Source organism: Winogradskyella vidalii (genome assembly GCF_013403955.1).
Lineage (GTDB): Bacteria > Bacteroidota > Bacteroidia > Flavobacteriales > Flavobacteriaceae > Winogradskyella > Winogradskyella vidalii.
The window spans coordinates 334,110-348,905 of record NZ_JABFDG010000002.1 but is presented as its reverse complement, the minus strand read 5'-3'; the positions used below and the strand labels follow the sequence as shown (position 1 = coordinate 348,905).

General features: G+C 32.2%; 18 protein-coding genes. 8 read left to right on the top strand and 10 right to left on the bottom strand.

Going from position 1 to position 14,796, the window contains the following annotated elements; translation table 11 throughout:
• Positions 1 to 67: 67 nt before the first annotated feature.
• On the top strand, positions 68 to 466 hold the full coding sequence (locus HM982_RS08315; protein WP_179352681.1) for a DoxX family protein: 399 nt from the start codon (positions 68 to 70) through the stop codon (positions 464 to 466).
• 10 nt (positions 467 to 476) lie between these two features.
• Here HM982_RS08315 and HM982_RS08310 read toward each other — a convergent pair whose 3' ends face one another.
• Complete coding sequence (locus tag HM982_RS08310; protein ID WP_179352680.1) at positions 477 to 1,100, bottom strand: LysE family translocator; 624 nt, start codon at positions 1,098 to 1,100, stop codon at positions 477 to 479.
• Between the two features lie 107 nt (positions 1,101 to 1,207).
• On the opposite strand from HM982_RS08310, the gene HM982_RS08305 reads away from it, so the two are divergent.
• On the top strand, positions 1,208 to 2,092 hold the full coding sequence (locus tag HM982_RS08305) for a LysR family transcriptional regulator (protein ID WP_179352679.1): 885 nt from the start codon (positions 1,208 to 1,210) through the stop codon (positions 2,090 to 2,092).
• 83 nt (positions 2,093 to 2,175) lie between these two features.
• Here HM982_RS08305 and HM982_RS08300 read toward each other — a convergent pair whose 3' ends face one another.
• From HM982_RS08300 to HM982_RS08270, 7 genes are all read right to left on the bottom strand, one after another.
• A complete protein-coding gene (locus HM982_RS08300) occupies positions 2,176 to 2,508 on the bottom strand; it encodes a hypothetical protein (RefSeq protein WP_179352678.1) in 333 nt (110 codons plus the stop codon).
• A gap of 12 nt (positions 2,509 to 2,520) precedes the next feature.
• Complete coding sequence (locus tag HM982_RS08295; RefSeq protein WP_179352677.1) at positions 2,521 to 3,534, bottom strand: permease; 1,014 nt, start codon at positions 3,532 to 3,534, stop codon at positions 2,521 to 2,523.
• A 100-nt stretch (positions 3,535 to 3,634) separates the two neighbouring features.
• Complete coding sequence (locus HM982_RS08290) at positions 3,635 to 3,982, bottom strand: ArsR/SmtB family transcription factor (RefSeq protein ID WP_179352676.1); 348 nt, start codon at positions 3,980 to 3,982, stop codon at positions 3,635 to 3,637.
• 152 nt (positions 3,983 to 4,134) lie between these two features.
• Positions 4,135 to 5,037, bottom strand: a complete 903-nt coding sequence (locus tag HM982_RS08285) for a TIGR01777 family oxidoreductase (protein ID WP_179352675.1) — start codon at positions 5,035 to 5,037, stop codon at positions 4,135 to 4,137.
• 277 nt (positions 5,038 to 5,314) lie between these two features.
• Complete coding sequence (gene mnmD, locus HM982_RS08280; protein ID WP_179352674.1) at positions 5,315 to 6,031, bottom strand: tRNA (5-methylaminomethyl-2-thiouridine)(34)-methyltransferase MnmD; 717 nt, start codon at positions 6,029 to 6,031, stop codon at positions 5,315 to 5,317.
• 2 nt (positions 6,032 to 6,033) lie between these two features.
• The gene (locus HM982_RS08275; protein WP_179352673.1) at positions 6,034 to 6,492 is read right to left on the bottom strand and encodes a hypothetical protein; all 459 of its coding nucleotides are present in this window, start codon (positions 6,490 to 6,492) and stop codon (positions 6,034 to 6,036) included.
• Positions 6,470 to 6,973 (bottom strand): DUF4920 domain-containing protein, encoded by a 504-nt coding sequence (locus tag HM982_RS08270; protein WP_179352672.1) that lies wholly within the window; start codon positions 6,971 to 6,973, stop codon positions 6,470 to 6,472. The genes HM982_RS08275 and HM982_RS08270 overlap by 23 nt, the downstream gene beginning before the upstream one ends.
• Positions 6,974 to 7,090: 117 nt before the next feature.
• Between HM982_RS08270 and HM982_RS08265 the strand changes: the two genes are divergently transcribed.
• On the top strand, positions 7,091 to 8,170 hold the full coding sequence (locus tag HM982_RS08265) for a branched-chain amino acid aminotransferase (RefSeq protein ID WP_179352671.1): 1,080 nt from the start codon (positions 7,091 to 7,093) through the stop codon (positions 8,168 to 8,170).
• A gap of 84 nt (positions 8,171 to 8,254) precedes the next feature.
• Here the strand turns inward: HM982_RS08265 and HM982_RS08260 are convergent, their stop codons facing one another.
• A complete protein-coding gene (locus tag HM982_RS08260; protein WP_179352670.1) occupies positions 8,255 to 8,641 on the bottom strand; it encodes a pyrophosphohydrolase domain-containing protein in 387 nt (128 codons plus the stop codon).
• Positions 8,642 to 8,690: 49 nt separating this feature from the next.
• Here HM982_RS08260 and HM982_RS08255 point away from each other — a divergent pair, with 49 nt between their 5' ends.
• From HM982_RS08255 to HM982_RS08240, 4 genes are all read left to right on the top strand, one after another.
• On the top strand, positions 8,691 to 8,876 hold the full coding sequence (locus tag HM982_RS08255; RefSeq protein WP_179352669.1) for a hypothetical protein: 186 nt from the start codon (positions 8,691 to 8,693) through the stop codon (positions 8,874 to 8,876).
• Positions 8,877 to 9,139: 263 nt separating this feature from the next.
• Positions 9,140 to 11,005 (top strand): tetratricopeptide repeat-containing sensor histidine kinase, encoded by a 1,866-nt coding sequence (locus tag HM982_RS08250; RefSeq protein WP_179352668.1) that lies wholly within the window; start codon positions 9,140 to 9,142, stop codon positions 11,003 to 11,005.
• Positions 11,002 to 11,622 carry a response regulator transcription factor gene (locus tag HM982_RS08245; protein ID WP_179352667.1) on the top strand — a complete coding sequence of 207 codons (621 nt, stop codon included), beginning with the start codon at positions 11,002 to 11,004 and terminating at the stop codon, positions 11,620 to 11,622. Before HM982_RS08250 ends, HM982_RS08245 begins: the two co-directional genes overlap by 4 nt.
• A gap of 260 nt (positions 11,623 to 11,882) precedes the next feature.
• A complete protein-coding gene (locus HM982_RS08240; RefSeq protein ID WP_179352666.1) occupies positions 11,883 to 13,205 on the top strand; it encodes a DUF5723 family protein in 1,323 nt (440 codons plus the stop codon).
• Positions 13,206 to 13,404: 199 nt separating this feature from the next.
• Here HM982_RS08240 and HM982_RS08235 read toward each other — a convergent pair whose 3' ends face one another.
• Entirely contained in the window at positions 13,405 to 14,061 is a 657-nt protein-coding gene (locus tag HM982_RS08235) for a YceI family protein (protein ID WP_179352665.1), read from the bottom strand.
• Between the two features lie 147 nt (positions 14,062 to 14,208).
• Between HM982_RS08235 and HM982_RS08230 the strand changes: the two genes are divergently transcribed.
• On the top strand, positions 14,209 to 14,760 hold the full coding sequence (locus tag HM982_RS08230) for a nucleotide exchange factor GrpE (protein ID WP_179352664.1): 552 nt from the start codon (positions 14,209 to 14,211) through the stop codon (positions 14,758 to 14,760).
• Positions 14,761 to 14,796: the final 36 nt, after the last annotated feature.

Below are 14,796 nucleotides of genomic sequence, written 5' to 3'. Positions count from 1 at the left end.
AAATTAGAGCCTTAGCTAAATGTTTAGTGTCATGGGGTTAGAATTTAACCTTTAATATCATAAATTAATGCACAATAAAATTTCCTATTTAATAGTAAGATTAGCGTTGGGTCTAAGTATGTTTGGTCACGGATTAGTCCGCCTTCCAAAACTTCAGGCTTTTAGTGAAGGTTTAGTAGCATCTTTTGAAAACTCTATATTGCCTGAAATGCTAACGCTACCATTTAGTTATGTTTTACCAATAGCGGAGCTCGTTTTTGGCTTTTTTATTGTTCTAGGCTTGTTTACAAGAATTTCTGCAATTGCAACAGCAGTTGTTTTATTGTCACTTATTTTTGGTTCAACATTAGTTGAGAATTGGGGAGCAATTACAGCACAACTAATCCATATTGCTTTTGTAGCATATATTATTCATCATGTAAAGGATAATACATACGCGCTAGATAATAGATTTAATATAAGTTAAAGTTCTACTATTAAGTTGTTGCAATCATTAAACCCATCACAATAAATATACCTCCCGAAATTTTATTCAGCCATAAGCCTGCTTTAGGGTTTTCGTTAAATTTTTGAGAAAAATGTCCTGCAAATAGTGTTAGCGACAAGTACCATATGATTCCTATAACAGAGAAGGTAATTCCCAGGAGAATAAATGGTATAGGATTTTCTAAATCATTAGGATTTATAAATTGAGGAAATAAAGCCAAAAAGAATAATGCAACTTTCGGATTTAATAGATTGGTTATAAAACCAGACCAAAAATCACTTTTTCTTTTACTTTGATGATTGTTTTCTTGTTCAGAAGCGATAACCGATTTCTGATTTACAAGACTAGTAATTCCCATGTATAACAAATAAAGCGCACCTAAATATTTAATAATTGTAAAGGCATATGCCGATTTTGAGATTAAAACAGAAAGTCCTAATGCTGCCATTAAGGTATGGGCAATAACCCCAGAATTAATACCTAACGCTGCTTGTATTCCTGATTTTTTACCATGACTTATAGATTTGTTTAATACAAAAACAGTGTCCATTCCTGGTGTGATAACAAAAATGAAAGCCGTAAATAAAAATGTAATAAAATTTTCTATTCCCATAATCAAAATGATTTAGATTTAAACATAATGTTTCGGCAAAGGAAAAACTTTAGTATAAATTAAAAAATACATATTTTTAGTCAACTAATGCGTAAATTGCATTAATCATGACAATTCAACAGATTAAATATTTTTTAGAACTTTCAAATGAACTACACTTTTGGAAGACAGCAGAGAAAATTTCGATTTCTCAGTCCACATTAAGTCGTCAGATTCAAGGCTTAGAAGATGAGTTAGGGATTCAATTATTAGAACGCGATAAAAGAAATGTAAAGCTTACTAGTGCAGGTAAATTTCTTAAAGAACAGTGGACCAATTCTATTAGTGAGTTAAATCGTATTCATATTCAAGCTAAAAAAATTGATGTAGGTGCTTCTGGAATTATTTCATTAGCCTATCCTGGTTCCATTTCATCAGGATTTTTACCTAGTTTAATGAATGTTCTAACGGATGAAATGCCTGATTTAAAAATTGAATTAACTGAGCCAACAGATTTAAATCATGAAAAATTAATATTAGATTATCATATTGATATTGCCATAAGTCGTGATGAAATATTGAATCCGATAATTGCATCAAAGAAATTGTATTCCGAATCCATATGTCTCGTAGTTCCTAAAAACCATAGGTTGACTCAAGCTAATTTTACAGACTTAAACATGGCTAAAAATGAAAATTTTATAATTTCAGCATTGCATAATAGCACGTATTTTTCAACATTATTACGACAGGTTTTTAGTGCTAATGATTTTGAGCCTAAGACGACTATTGAATCGGATTTTGGAAGTGTTATTTTAAATCTCGTAGCTAATAACTTAGGGGTTTCAATTTTACCCTATTCGTTTAAGTTTGCTAACAATCAAAATGTGAGGTTTATCGAATTACCCAATCAAGTTGATTTATTTATTAACTGGCGTCGAAAGGATCCTAATAAAGTAGTGAAACGTATTGTAGATTATTCTGTAAAACTTGGTGAGCATTATATTCCCTGATTACCAACACCGTCTAAAATTTAAAAATCACTGTTGTTCAATATGTAATTTTTAAATTTTAGAAGGTATTGAGGGTTCAATAATTAAGCATTACTTCTGTGGTAACGTATGGCTACATAATTGAAGAGTACAATAATGAGTCCGATAGCTACAACTATAGACGAGTGCATGGCATTGAGTATAATAAAATCTTTGCTCATTCCGGTTAACAAGGCAAACCAAAAGAAAGGACAGAAAACACCAATTAATGAAAGATTTCGTCCTGTTTTCATACCTTTTTGTAGCCGTATAATTTTTTTATCAGGTTTTTTGGTTATGCTTTTTTTACCACCAACAACTCGGATACATTTTTTGCCAATCATAGTGTAAGGACAAGCATCTAATATTGGTTTAATTATTTTTGTTAAGGTTTTCATGATGTTATTTATTTAGAAGAAAAAGTAAAAAATGTAGCCACCTGCAATGGCCATTAGCATTACAGAACAGATAAATGCAATAATTGCTTTGGGTTTTAGCATAGAAGAAATAATCGCTATTTCGGGTAAACTAGCTCCTGTTCCTCCTATAATTAAAGACATTGCTGCTCCCATACTCATTCCTTTTAGGATTAAAGCATTCAATATTGGGATTGCCATTTCAATTCTTAAATACAAAGGCACTCCAATTACAGATGCAATTGGGATTGCAAGAGGGCTGTCATTTCCCAAATATTTTTGAACCCAATCATCGGTTACAAAAATTGTTGAAACGGCACTAATTAAGGCACCAATTAAAACATAAGGAAAAATTCGTTTAAATAATGACCACCCAAATATTAGGGCTTCATTTAATTTTGAACTAGTAGCGCTTGATAGATTTAAAGTTAGAATAGAAGCTTTTGATAGGTTTTTTTCTTTATTTACGTCTTTACATTCGTTAGTTAAAGTTTCAAAATCTGGTTTTGAATCACAACAGCTGGTTTGAGGTTGAGGTGTGCATGATGTTCTATTTTTTATAGCTTTTACAGTTATAAGTTTCACTTCGTTTTTTAAGGAGGTTTTGCCTGCAAGTGTACCCAACAGTACTGAGCCAATAAATACAATTAGAAAATAAACTAAGGCTACCTTCCAGCCAAAGACGCCAAAAATAAATCCGACTACAACAAAATTAGCTAAAGGCGCAGAGAGTAAGAATGAAAACACCATGGCGAAAGGTGCGCCCATTTCTATCATACCCATAGAAACAGGAACCATTGAGGCACTACAAAATGGTGTTGGAATGCCCAATAAAGCTCCCATTAACCCGCTATATTTTCCTGTTTTAGCAAATTTCTTTTGTAATTTTTCTTGTGGTATAAATGCCCTTATTAATCCAGTAAGCACAGATACTAAAGCGATTATTAAAACAAGTACAGCACCAACGTGTATAAACTCTTCTAGTGCTAAATTAAATTTTTCATTCATAATATTAAGTTTAATTAAAGATTCAAATTTAACATATGTAAAATAACACATATGTTAGGCTAAAAAAAATGTGATGACATTTTTGTGGGGTTAATTTTTTCTAAATTATCTTTTCATTTTCTCGTAAGGCAAGTAAAGCTTTACATTTGGTCATTTCTTTGGTCATTTCTTTTTCAGGAATAGAACGGATTGCTTTTTTTATAATTTGACTAAATTCATCAGTAGTAGGGGATAGATAATAAAAAACCCATTTACCTTCTTTTATTTCCTCAATAAGCTGCGCATCTTTTAATATCCTCAGGTGACGGGATACGTTATATTGGTATTCATCTAACACTTCAACAATCTCTGAAACACAAATCTTTTCATTGATATTGGTTAATAACCAAACAATTTTTAATCGTGTGTGATCAGATAAAGCTTTAAAGGTTGAAATATAATTAGTCATGTTTTAAATTTTCACATGCATAAAACCACATATGTTAACTAATGGCAAATATATAAAATTATTTTAAAATGCAAGTTGTCTTTTTTTTAGAAATTTTAGGCAAATAAGTTCGGTGGAGTAATGAAAAAAAGAAGTGTTTTTAATTTGAAGTATCACAACAAATCTTCTAAAGCAGGTTTTAAATTTACATACTTAAAATCAAACCCTTCAGCTTCTACTTTTTGCGAGCTTACACGTTGACTCTCGAATAATAAAATATGCATTTCACCAAGGGCTAATTTCATTACAAATTTGGGAATATTGGGTAAAATTAATGGGCGCTTTAATTGACGAGCAGCAGCTTTAGTTAATTCTTTATTACACACAGGGTTTGGTGCAACACCGTTATAAATACCATCAAATTCATTTTTAACCGCAAATACAAAAAGAGCAGCTAAATCTTTAACGTGAATCCAGCTTTGCCATTGTTTGCCACTGCCAAAAGCAGCACCTGCACCATACTTAATCGGTTTTACGATTTGGGGGAGTGCCCCACCATCTTTAGCTAAAACTAGACCAATTCTAATTTTAGCAACCTTACAGCCTATGGTTTTAAAATCATCTACAGCAGATTCCCATTTGTGAACAACTTTACCTAGAAATGTTTCTGAAATTTGAGTGTTACTTTCTTCATAATAGTTAGTTAAACTTGTTGGATAAATACCAATAGCACTAGCTGAGACAATTTGGTTAATCGTATAATTGTGTGTTTTTATAGTGTTGAGAAGTAGTTCTGCAGTTTGGGTTCTGCTATTAAGAATGGTTTTTTTATAGCTGTCTGTCCAGCGTTTAGAAATTGAAGCACCAACCATATTGATGATAGTTGAAACACCTTCAAAACATTTATGGTCAATTTCGTTTTCATTAGGGTTCCAATAGAAGCCTTTATAATTGGAGTCTGTAGAAAGCTTCGATTTTGAGGTCGTTAAATAATGAACATTAATGTCTTGTTCATGACATTGTTTAACAATCTCCTGTCCAATTAATCCTGTAGCACCTGTAATTAAAACCGTCATTTGCTGTTTTTATGTAAAGGTACGAAAGGTGGTGGCTGATTGTGTGGAGTTTAATTATGATTTAACGTTTGAATGAGGATTTAGTTTCGTTTTTTGAAGCGTGACGTGTCTATATTATTTTATGTTTTTTCTGCGAGTCTCAGTGTAAACGCTTTGTGTTTCAGTGTGATAATTCTCGCAAAACTGCAAAGTCGCAAAACTGTTCATTCTACAAATCCGTAAAATTAGTATTTGTTTTTTTACCTCAATATTTAATAAGCTATTAACTTACACTAAATTATTTGCTTATTGAATGTTTTTTTGCTCTTAACATTTCACGTTTACCAGGAGGCCCAGGTAGGCGTTCTACGGTGAAGCCAACAGCTTGCATAGCGCGTCTCACGCTGCCTTTAGCTGAGTAGGTCACCAAAACACCATTGACTTTAAGGGACGTGTACATTATTTTAAAAATGTCTTCGGTCCATAAATCGGGTTGAACGCGAGCACCAAAAGCATCAAAGTAGATGATGTTAAACTGGTTTTTAGCGGTGATATCTTTGAAAAACTTTTTTTGTTTTTCAAGTTGAAAGCGAGAAGATATGTCTTGAGGTTTCTCCCAAGATATATCATGTAGCTTCTCAAAAATTGCTTTATGCTGAGTAGAAATCAGATCAACATAGTTAAGTTGCTCAATTTCGTTAAGCTGAACAGGATAAGCTTCAATTCCTGTGTAATTAATTTTCTGATTTAGTTTTTCGGCTTCAATTAGAGTTAAAAAAGCATTTAATCCTGTACCAAATCCTATTTCTAGAATATTTATAGAGTTGCTTTCAGAATCGCAATTTTGTTTAGTGAGATGCTTATTTAAGTTTTCAGAGTAAAAAAGCAAACCATGTTTTATAAAAACGTGATTTGCTTCTTGTATAGCCCCATGAATAGAATGGTATTGCTCATTCCATTCTTCTATTTGTATGGTTTTAGAACCGTCTGAGGTAGTAATTATTTTTCGTTTCAATGTTATGGTATCAGTAGTCTTTTAATTTTAGGTATAGGTCCTGTGCATTCTGTTTTATGACAGCTTAAACAGTTATTAATAGCAGTATTAAAACGTGTTTTTAATTCTGTATTAGAAAGCGTATCGACAACAGCTTCTTGCGATTCAATAAAAACATTGACAAAACTTTCCCAGTTTTGAGTCCTAGATTTACCATCAGTCATTTCAGCAGTGTGCAATTTTAATAAATCTAAAGGCATTGAGTTTGGTGTTTCTCCTGCTACAATTTGCGTTTTTAATTGTACATTATACGCATACATAGCGTTCATAAACCCTGACATCTCAGAAGGCTGATACATTTCGTATTCTACCTTTTTTTCTACTGGAGCCTCTACTATTTTTTCTTCATTTTTACAGCTAAAAAGCATTAAAAATAGAAAAATAGCACAGCTTAAAACGTTATTGTTTAAGTAATACGCCATCAGCTAAAAAACCGTATTCAAATTTAGGGTCTGTTATCGCAGCAATTTCTTCTTCAGATTTGCCCGCATCTGCAGCGTAATGTTTAAGCTCGTCAACTGAAGTCTCAGAAACATAAGCTTTACCGTTCATTACAACTTCGCCTTCAGCATTTAAAGGCATAAAAAAACCATAGTCTTTAAATTTAACCATAACTTGTTTATCATCACCCATGTCTAAAGTCATCCAACAGCCTTTTTTAGAACAAACTTCAATGATTTTTCCTTTAACTTTAGAGTTAATAGTGTCGCCAGCTTTTAAGCCTTTGTAGTGTTCCATCATACGTTCTGAAGTTAAGGCATCTGCATCGTTAATTTCTTTGCCAAAAGAGGCATATGCTATGTCTTGTTTAGTGTCTTCTGCCTTAGTTTCAGGAGTTTTAGTTTCATCTTTACAAGAGAGTACGACTAAGCTAATAGTAAAAAGTAAAATGATTTTTTTCATTATTGATAGGTTTTGATTTGAAATTTTATGTAATTGCAAATTTAGTTAATTTTAGGGAATATAACCTTTTATTAACCGTGCTGATTATGTACTTTTGTTTGAAAATCATAGATAAATATGGACAATTATACAGACAAACTCAGTGTTGAAACTTCTGAGACTTCAAAAATTAATAGTGTAGACTTTAATAATTTAGACTTTGGTCGTGTATTTACGGATCACATGTTTGTTTGTGATTATGCCGATGGAAAATGGCAAACACCAAAAGTAATGCCATACCAACCGATGACTTATGATCCTTCGGCACGTGTATTTCATTACGGTCAAGCGGTATTTGAAGGGATGAAAGCTTACAAAGACGACGATGGAAAAGTATTTCTATTTAGACCAAAACAAAACTTCGAGAGAATTAACAAATCTTCTGCCAGATTAGCGATGCCAGCTTTTCCTGAAAATTACTTTTTTGAAGGTTTAGAAGCCTTATTAAATTTAGATAAAGATTGGATCAAGCCAGGTATGGGTAACTCTTTATATATACGCCCGTTTGTAATTGCAACAGAACCAGCAATCTCTGCTTCGCCAGCAAATATGTATCGATTTATGATTATTTGTTCGCCGGCACAATCATATTACAATTCTGCGGTTCGTGTATTAATAGCGGATTACTATAGCCGTTCTGCAAATGGAGGTGTTGGTGCTGCAAAGGCCGCAGGTAATTATGCTGCACAGTTTTACCCAACCGCTTTAGCATTAGAAAAAGGCTTTCAGCAAGTGGTTTGGACCGACGCGAGTACGCACGAATTTTTAGAGGAAGCTGGAACAATGAATGTATTTTTTAGAGTTGGTGATAAACTGATTACGGCACCAACTAGTGATAGAATTTTAGATGGTGTAACTCGTAAGAGTATGATACAAATTGCTGAAGACTTAGGGGTTACATGCGAGGTAAGACGTGTTACTGTTGAAGAAATAAAAGCAGCAGCTAAGGATGGTAGTTTAAAGGAAGTTTTTGGAGCTGGTACAGCTGCGGTGATTAGTCCAATTTCAGCTTTTCAGCACAAAGAAGAGTTGTTTGAAATATCAGGAACTGACGCTGAAGATTCTTATGCTAAGTTGTTTAAACAAACCTTATTAAATATCCAGCACAATTTATCAGATGATAAACATGGTTGGAGACATGAGGTGAAAATTAATTAAATATTAAGAAGGGAAAATGATTTTCTAAAAGTCATTTTCCCTTTTTTTTATAATTAGATGTCAACTTTATCTTTTAAAGTATTATTAACGTTCTAATATATCTTTAATATTAGGTTTAAAATAATTAGGGCCTTTTAAAACTTTACCATCTTTTCTGTAAATAGGTTCGCCATCTTCTCCAAGTTTACTCATGTTACTACGTCGTATTTCTTCAAAGACTTCTTCTATTTTATGTTGCATACCATGTTCGATTATTGTGCCACACAAAATGTAAAGCATATCTCCTAACGCATCAGCAACTTCAACTAAATCATTGGCAGCAGCAGCGTCTAAGTACTCTTCATTTTCTTCACGCATTAATTTATATCGAAGGATATTTTTGTTGAGTCCTAAATCTGCTTTTGGGGTTTCACGATGGCCTATTTTAAACGCGGTATGAAATGCTTTTACAGCATTGATTTTGTCTTGCATAGTAGTTTTATTAATAGCTTAATTCTTATTTTTGCATAAAAATAAGAAGATGTTTACGACTGGTCAATTGATTTTTGGAATTTTATTCTTTATTGCCTTTGCAATTGTTATTGGCTTTCAGTATCGTAAGGATCTTAAACTTCATAAAAAATACTATAAAGGATCCTTATGGATGCTTCTTGCTTTTATAGCATTTATTGGTATGATTGCAGCGATTAAGTATATTTTTATATAATTCAATTCACAATAACATCACATCACTCTCAATATTCATTTACAGTGAATAATTGATTTTGTTTTGATGTTTAGCTCATTTAACATTTTACTCCTAATTTTTTTAAATATACCCTTAATTGGGTATGTTTTGATGTGTAATAAAATTGCATCTTTGATTTATTAATTCATTTTAGATGGTTGTAAAAATTCTACAGTATTTTTATATTGAATAAATAAAAGTAGATTTATGATTGTGGGACTTTTAAAAACTGTAAAGATTTTATGCAAGCAAAATACGTTACTATAAAGCTTATATTATTTGTTATGCTTTTTTCTTCACTTTGTTATAGTCAAGAAAAAGTGAATAATCCGCTGTTAATTACTTGGGAAAACACCAAAATTACAGATGCTATTAGAGCAAATGCCTACAAGGAATATATTATAGAAAACTATTTTGAAAGTAAAACAGATAGTGCTTATGCAATGGCATTGCAGTTATTAGATTTTACTAAAGAGCGCCAATTAAAAAAAGAAAAAGCTGATGCTTTGGTGCTTTTAGGAAATATTGAACAAATTTTTGGAAATATATCAAATGCATCAAAAAACTACGGATTGAGCTTAAATCTGTATGAGGAATTACGTGACAAGCGAGGGCAAGCCAATGCTAATAGTGGTATAGGTGTGTCCTATAAAAAAGTTTTTAACCTCGATGAAGCCAAAAAGCATTTTGAAATAGCATTAGAGTTAAGTAAGTCGGTTAAAGACACCGCTTTAATATCTCAATCGCTAGTTAATATAGGTAATATATATGCTTGGCGCTATAAATCTGATAAAGCGATTTCGTATTATAAGGAAAGTTTATCACTAGCTAGAGCAATTAAAAATAAACAAAAGGAAGCTTTAGGATTAATTAATATCAGTAACTCTCACATTCAAAAAAAGGACTATCCAAAATCTAAGACGTATATTGATAGAGCGATTAAAATTGGCGACTCAATTGGAAATTATAATATTTTAGCTCACGCCTATAGCGTACTTAGTCAAAATTATTATAAGCAAAACCGGTATGACGATTTAATAATCGCAGCAAATCACACCTTAGAGTATGCTGAGAAAATTTCTAATAAAGAAATGATTGATGCGGCTTATTTTTATTTATTTGAAGCCTATAAAGGAAAAAGAGATTTTGATTTAACCATAAAATATCAAGACTTAAGAAAAGATATAAGGTCAACTTTAGAAGAGATTAATTCTATAAGAATTTTAGAAAAGATAAAAATTGATAATAGACGAACTAAAGATAGTCTTGTTAATATTAATAAGACATTAAAATTGGGAATGACCCATCAAAAAGAGAAGACGAATCTTTTTTTAGCGTGGGGAGGAAGTTTATCAGCGCTTTCAATTTTAACTTTTATAGTCTTTAGAAATTCAAAACGAAAACAATTAAAAGCGAAGCAAGAGCGGCAAAAACAAATTGATGAAAAAGAAAAGATTTTAAATGATTTAGAATTTTCAATTGTTGATGCAATGATAGAAGGTCAAGAAAAAGAACGTCAACGTATTGCTGCAGATTTACACGATAGTGTAGGGGCGACTTTAGCGGCTGCAAAACTACAATTTGATTATTTGGTAAAGCGTCAAGATAGCAGCGAACCATCAGATGTTTTAATACAGAAAACAAGAGTGTTACTAGATGATGCCTATAATGAGATTCGTTCTATGGCACATTTAAAAAACGCTGGGGTAATGGCTAAAAATGGATTATTGCCAGCGGTAGAAAAAATAGTAGAAAATGCCTCAGGTATAGATGGTTTATTGTTTGAGGTTCAGAGCTTTGGGTTGGAGCAACGTTTAGATAATACCTTAGAAATTTCAATTTTTAGAATTATTCAAGAATTAGTGACTAATGTCATTAAACATGCTAAAGCAACACATGCGATTATACACTTAACTAATTATGATAACAATCTTAATATTATGGTTGAAGATAATGGTATAGGGTTTGATCCTAAGCAACAACCAAGAACGACTAAAGGTATGGGGATTAATAGTATTGACAAGCGCGTAGAGCACCTAGAGGGGCAATTCACTATTGAGTCTGAAATAGGAAAAGGAACTACAATAATAATTGACATGCCATTATGATTAGATTAGCAATAGCAGAAGATCACCAATCTTTTATAGATGGTATAAAATTACTTTTAGAAAATGAAGAAGATATTCTTGTGGTGGGCACAGCTAACGATGGAGAAGAACTTATAGATATAGTGCGCCTTAAGCAGCCCAATGTTGTGATTACAGATATAAGAATGCCAAAATTAGATGGAATAAATGCAACTCAGCAAATAAAAAAGGAATTTCCTAAGATCAAGGTTTTAGGGTTTAGTATGTTTGATCAACAGTCTGCCATTAAACAAATGCTAAACGCAGGTGCATCGGGTTACTTATTAAAAAATTCACCTTTAGATGAAGTTTTAAAAGCAATACGTTCCGTTTATGGTGGAAATACCTATTTTGATGCAGATATTGAAATTGAAATTGAAAATGATGCCAATAAAAGTACTAAAGGATTATTAACAAAGCGACAAGTTGAGATTTTGAGTTTAGTTGCACAAGGAAAAACCTCGCGAGAGATAGCTAATGAGCTTTTTATAGGTTTGCATACCGTTGACACGCATCGTAAAAATATGATTCGGATACTAGGACTTCAAGGTAAAGGTGAGCTAATGCGATATGCTTTGGAGAAAAAATATGAATTCTAATATATACCCGTTATTGGGTATTTTTTAAATTTAATTTTTTTATAAAATTTGTAATCAAACCTATGTAAAAAACATTAATAAAATTTTTTAACCCTCAAATTTAATTATAGCTAAAGAAAACGTGCTATAATTGTAGGCTACAATTAGGATTTTATACCGCTTAGTAAAAACATTCACTAATTGTAGCATATTTTTAGTAACGAACTTTAATAACTTATAAACCTATATCTTATCAACTAAACTACTAATTAAACTTACTTATGAACGTATTAAAATCGCTATTTTCAATAGCATCAATATTATCATTTAGCATTGGGATTTCACAAAGTTACGTGGGGCATTCTATAGATAATTATTCAGGTATTCAAGGTGTTACTTATAATCCATCGAGTGTTGTTGGCTCTAAGTTAAGCGCTGATATTAATTTAATGTCTGCAAGTGTATTTGGCGGCAGTGATTACTTCGGAATTAATATAGGCGATATCATTAATTCTGATGGTGGATTTGACTTAGAAGAAGATGCTAAGAAATTTCCAAGTGATGCTAATAATTTTTTTCTTAATGCTGATATTATCGGTCCTTCTTTTATGCTTAATTTGAGTAAAAAAAGCAGTCTTGCCGTGATTAGTAGAGTAAGAGCAAACGTTAATATTAATCATATTAATGGGGAACTTTTTGAAGCGGTTTCAGATGATTTTAATGACGAAGAAGATTTTGATTTTGATTCTCAAAACTTAAATGGAACCATACATGCGTGGGCAGAAGTCGGGGTAGCTTATGGAAGAATACTTATCGATAGACCGAAACACTTATTAAAAGCAGGGGTAACCTTAAAATATCTTCAAGGTGCTGGTAGTGCATTTATGAGTAGTCCAGGATTTGGAGGTACTTATACAGCTGATACAGAAGTATTAGAAACTACAGGTAGATTAAACTATGGTACAAGTCAAGATTTTGATGCCGATGATATAGATTTTAGTAATTTAACAGCAGGTGTTGGTTTAGATTTTGGTTTTACGTATCAATGGTTTTCTGAGCGGGCAGATGTTGATGTGCCAAGTCATAAAAATCCATATAAATTAAAAGTTGGTGTCTCTGTAACCGATATTGGATCTATAAGTTACGATGAAGCTACGGTTAGTAGATATGATTTAAATGATTCAGTGAGTACGGCGACTTACGAAGAAGATGTTCAAGAGTTTTTAGATGATAACTATGCCAATATAGAAGTTGATGAAACTGCGGAAATAAAATTACCAACAGCACTACATTTACTAATAGATTATAGATTAACAAAAAGATGGTATGTCAGTGCGCAAGCCGATTTGTCTATGGTAGAGAAAGGTAGTGCGTTAAGTACTTCGGTTCTAAATACTGTAACTGTAGCGCCAAGACTAGAAACTAGTTGGTTTAGTTTTTATGCGCCATTAAGCTTTAGACAATATGGTGATGTGTCTTTTGGAGGTGGTCTTCGTTTAGGACCGCTAACGGTTGGGTCTGGTTCTGTGTTTACAAATCTATTATCTGATAGTTCTAAAACAACAGATGTTTACGTAGGGCTTAAAATACCTATTTATAGATAATAATTGATTTTTTAAAACAATAGTAAGTTACTGTTTTGAGGTGCTAATAATCTAGGGAAATTATAAACACAATAGTAGCTTTAAAAAAAATCCCCGATTTCGGGGATTTTTTAATTGTAATCATTAACCTTTTAGAAAATAAAAAGAGCAACCTAAATATTTTGGTTGCTCTTTTTTTTATAATAAAATCTAAGATTTATTAAATAGTTTTATCTGCAGTTATAGAAACTTTTAATTCTATACCATCGTTAATAAACTTATCACCTAAGTCATCAAAAAATGATTTTGAACCATATTTTACATTCCATTTAGAACGGTCAATAGTAAAAGTTTCACTAGTTAAAGTTATGGTGTCATCTTTAACATCTGTAGTTACAGGAAAGCTAATATTATTTGTTGTTTCTTTTAATGTTAAATTTCCAGATAACATGGTTTCACCTTCTACAGTTTCAATACCAGTTAATTCAAATGTTGCAGTTGGGTAAGATTCTACGTCAAAAAAGTCAGCACTTTTAAGGTGGCCCGTAAGCTTTGCGTTTCCTTCCTCTTCTACAGGGATATCATCGACATCAATACTATTCATATCAATAGTGAAATTTCCACTTTCAACGTTTCCATCTTCAGCTTCTAATGTTCCTTCTTGGATTGCAATAGTTCCAAAATGAGATCCGGTTGGTTTATAGCCTTTCCATTCTATGGTAGAAGCTTCAGTATTTACTTCGTAAGTAACCGCAGTGACTTCAGCTACAGTAGCTTCTTTAGCTTCTTTTGTTTCAGCTTCTTTAGCTTTATTACCACAACTTGTAAATGCAACAAAGGCAACAAGTGTAAAAATTTTTAAAATTGAGGTTTTCATGTGAGTTTGTTTTAAGTGTTATAAATGTAAAGATAGCTAATAGTGAACTAAAAAATGATAAAAAAATGTTAATGACATTTTGACATTTTTTTAATAATGGCAGTACTTTTGTCAATTGTATGTTCAAGATATAAATATAAACTCAAGATGAGTAAAAAAGATAAAAACACAAAAGTTGAAGATCCACAAGTAGAGGATCAAGCGGCATCTACTGCAGAAGTAGAAGAGCAAAAGGAACAAAAAACAGCAGAAGAGCAGTTGCAAGACCAAGTCGTTGCAGAGAAAGACAAATTTATGCGTTTATTTGCTGAGTTCGAAAATTATAAAAAACGAACCAATAAAGAACGTATTGAGTTGTTTAAGACAGCGAGTCAGGATGTTATGCTGGCGATGCTACCTGTATTAGATGATTTTGAACGTGCCTTAACGCATATTGAAGATGATAAAGAAGCTGAAGAGTTAAGAAAAGGCGTATTACTAATCTATAACAAATTAGTAAACACCTTAGAACAAAAAGGCTTGTCTAAAATTGAAGTGCAACAAGGTGATGCTTTTAACGCAGATTTTCATGAGGCAGTAACTCAGATTCCTGCACCTTCTGAGGATTTAAAAGGAAAGATTATCGATGTTGTTGAGAAAGGTTATAAGCTAGGAGACCGAGTAATCCGTTTTCCAAAGGTTGTAATTGGACAATTATAGTTAAAACAGGTGTTTTCAGATAGTTGAAAGCAAGGA

Excerpts from the sequence above, each read along its gene's own strand:
- HM982_RS08315 (WP_179352681.1), top strand. The coding sequence starts at position 68 with ATGCACAATAAAATTTCCTATTTAATAGTAAGATTAGCGTTGGGTCTA.
- HM982_RS08275 (WP_179352673.1), bottom strand. The coding sequence starts at position 6,492 with ATGGCGTATTACTTAAACAATAACGTTTTAAGCTGTGCTATTTTTCTA.
- HM982_RS08305 (WP_179352679.1), top strand. The coding sequence starts at position 1,208 with ATGACAATTCAACAGATTAAATATTTTTTAGAACTTTCAAATGAACTA.
- HM982_RS08255 (WP_179352669.1), top strand. The coding sequence starts at position 8,691 with ATGTTTACGACTGGTCAATTGATTTTTGGAATTTTATTCTTTATTGCC.
- HM982_RS08295 (WP_179352677.1), bottom strand. The coding sequence starts at position 3,534 with ATGAATGAAAAATTTAATTTAGCACTAGAAGAGTTTATACACGTTGGT.
- HM982_RS08270 (WP_179352672.1), bottom strand. The coding sequence starts at position 6,973 with ATGAAAAAAATCATTTTACTTTTTACTATTAGCTTAGTCGTACTCTCT.
- HM982_RS08245 (WP_179352667.1), top strand. The coding sequence starts at position 11,002 with ATGATTAGATTAGCAATAGCAGAAGATCACCAATCTTTTATAGATGGT.
- HM982_RS08230 (WP_179352664.1), top strand. The coding sequence starts at position 14,209 with ATGAGTAAAAAAGATAAAAACACAAAAGTTGAAGATCCACAAGTAGAG.
- HM982_RS08285 (WP_179352675.1), bottom strand. The coding sequence starts at position 5,037 with ATGACGGTTTTAATTACAGGTGCTACAGGATTAATTGGACAGGAGATT.
- HM982_RS08310 (WP_179352680.1), bottom strand. The coding sequence starts at position 1,100 with ATGGGAATAGAAAATTTTATTACATTTTTATTTACGGCTTTCATTTTT.
- HM982_RS08250 (WP_179352668.1), top strand. The coding sequence starts at position 9,140 with ATGCAAGCAAAATACGTTACTATAAAGCTTATATTATTTGTTATGCTT.
- HM982_RS08260 (WP_179352670.1), bottom strand. The coding sequence starts at position 8,641 with ATGCAAGACAAAATCAATGCTGTAAAAGCATTTCATACCGCGTTTAAA.
- HM982_RS08300 (WP_179352678.1), bottom strand. The coding sequence starts at position 2,508 with ATGAAAACCTTAACAAAAATAATTAAACCAATATTAGATGCTTGTCCT.
- HM982_RS08265 (WP_179352671.1), top strand. The coding sequence starts at position 7,091 with ATGGACAATTATACAGACAAACTCAGTGTTGAAACTTCTGAGACTTCA.
- HM982_RS08240 (WP_179352666.1), top strand. The coding sequence starts at position 11,883 with ATGAACGTATTAAAATCGCTATTTTCAATAGCATCAATATTATCATTT.
- HM982_RS08235 (WP_179352665.1), bottom strand. The coding sequence starts at position 14,061 with ATGAAAACCTCAATTTTAAAAATTTTTACACTTGTTGCCTTTGTTGCA.
- HM982_RS08290 (WP_179352676.1), bottom strand. The coding sequence starts at position 3,982 with ATGACTAATTATATTTCAACCTTTAAAGCTTTATCTGATCACACACGA.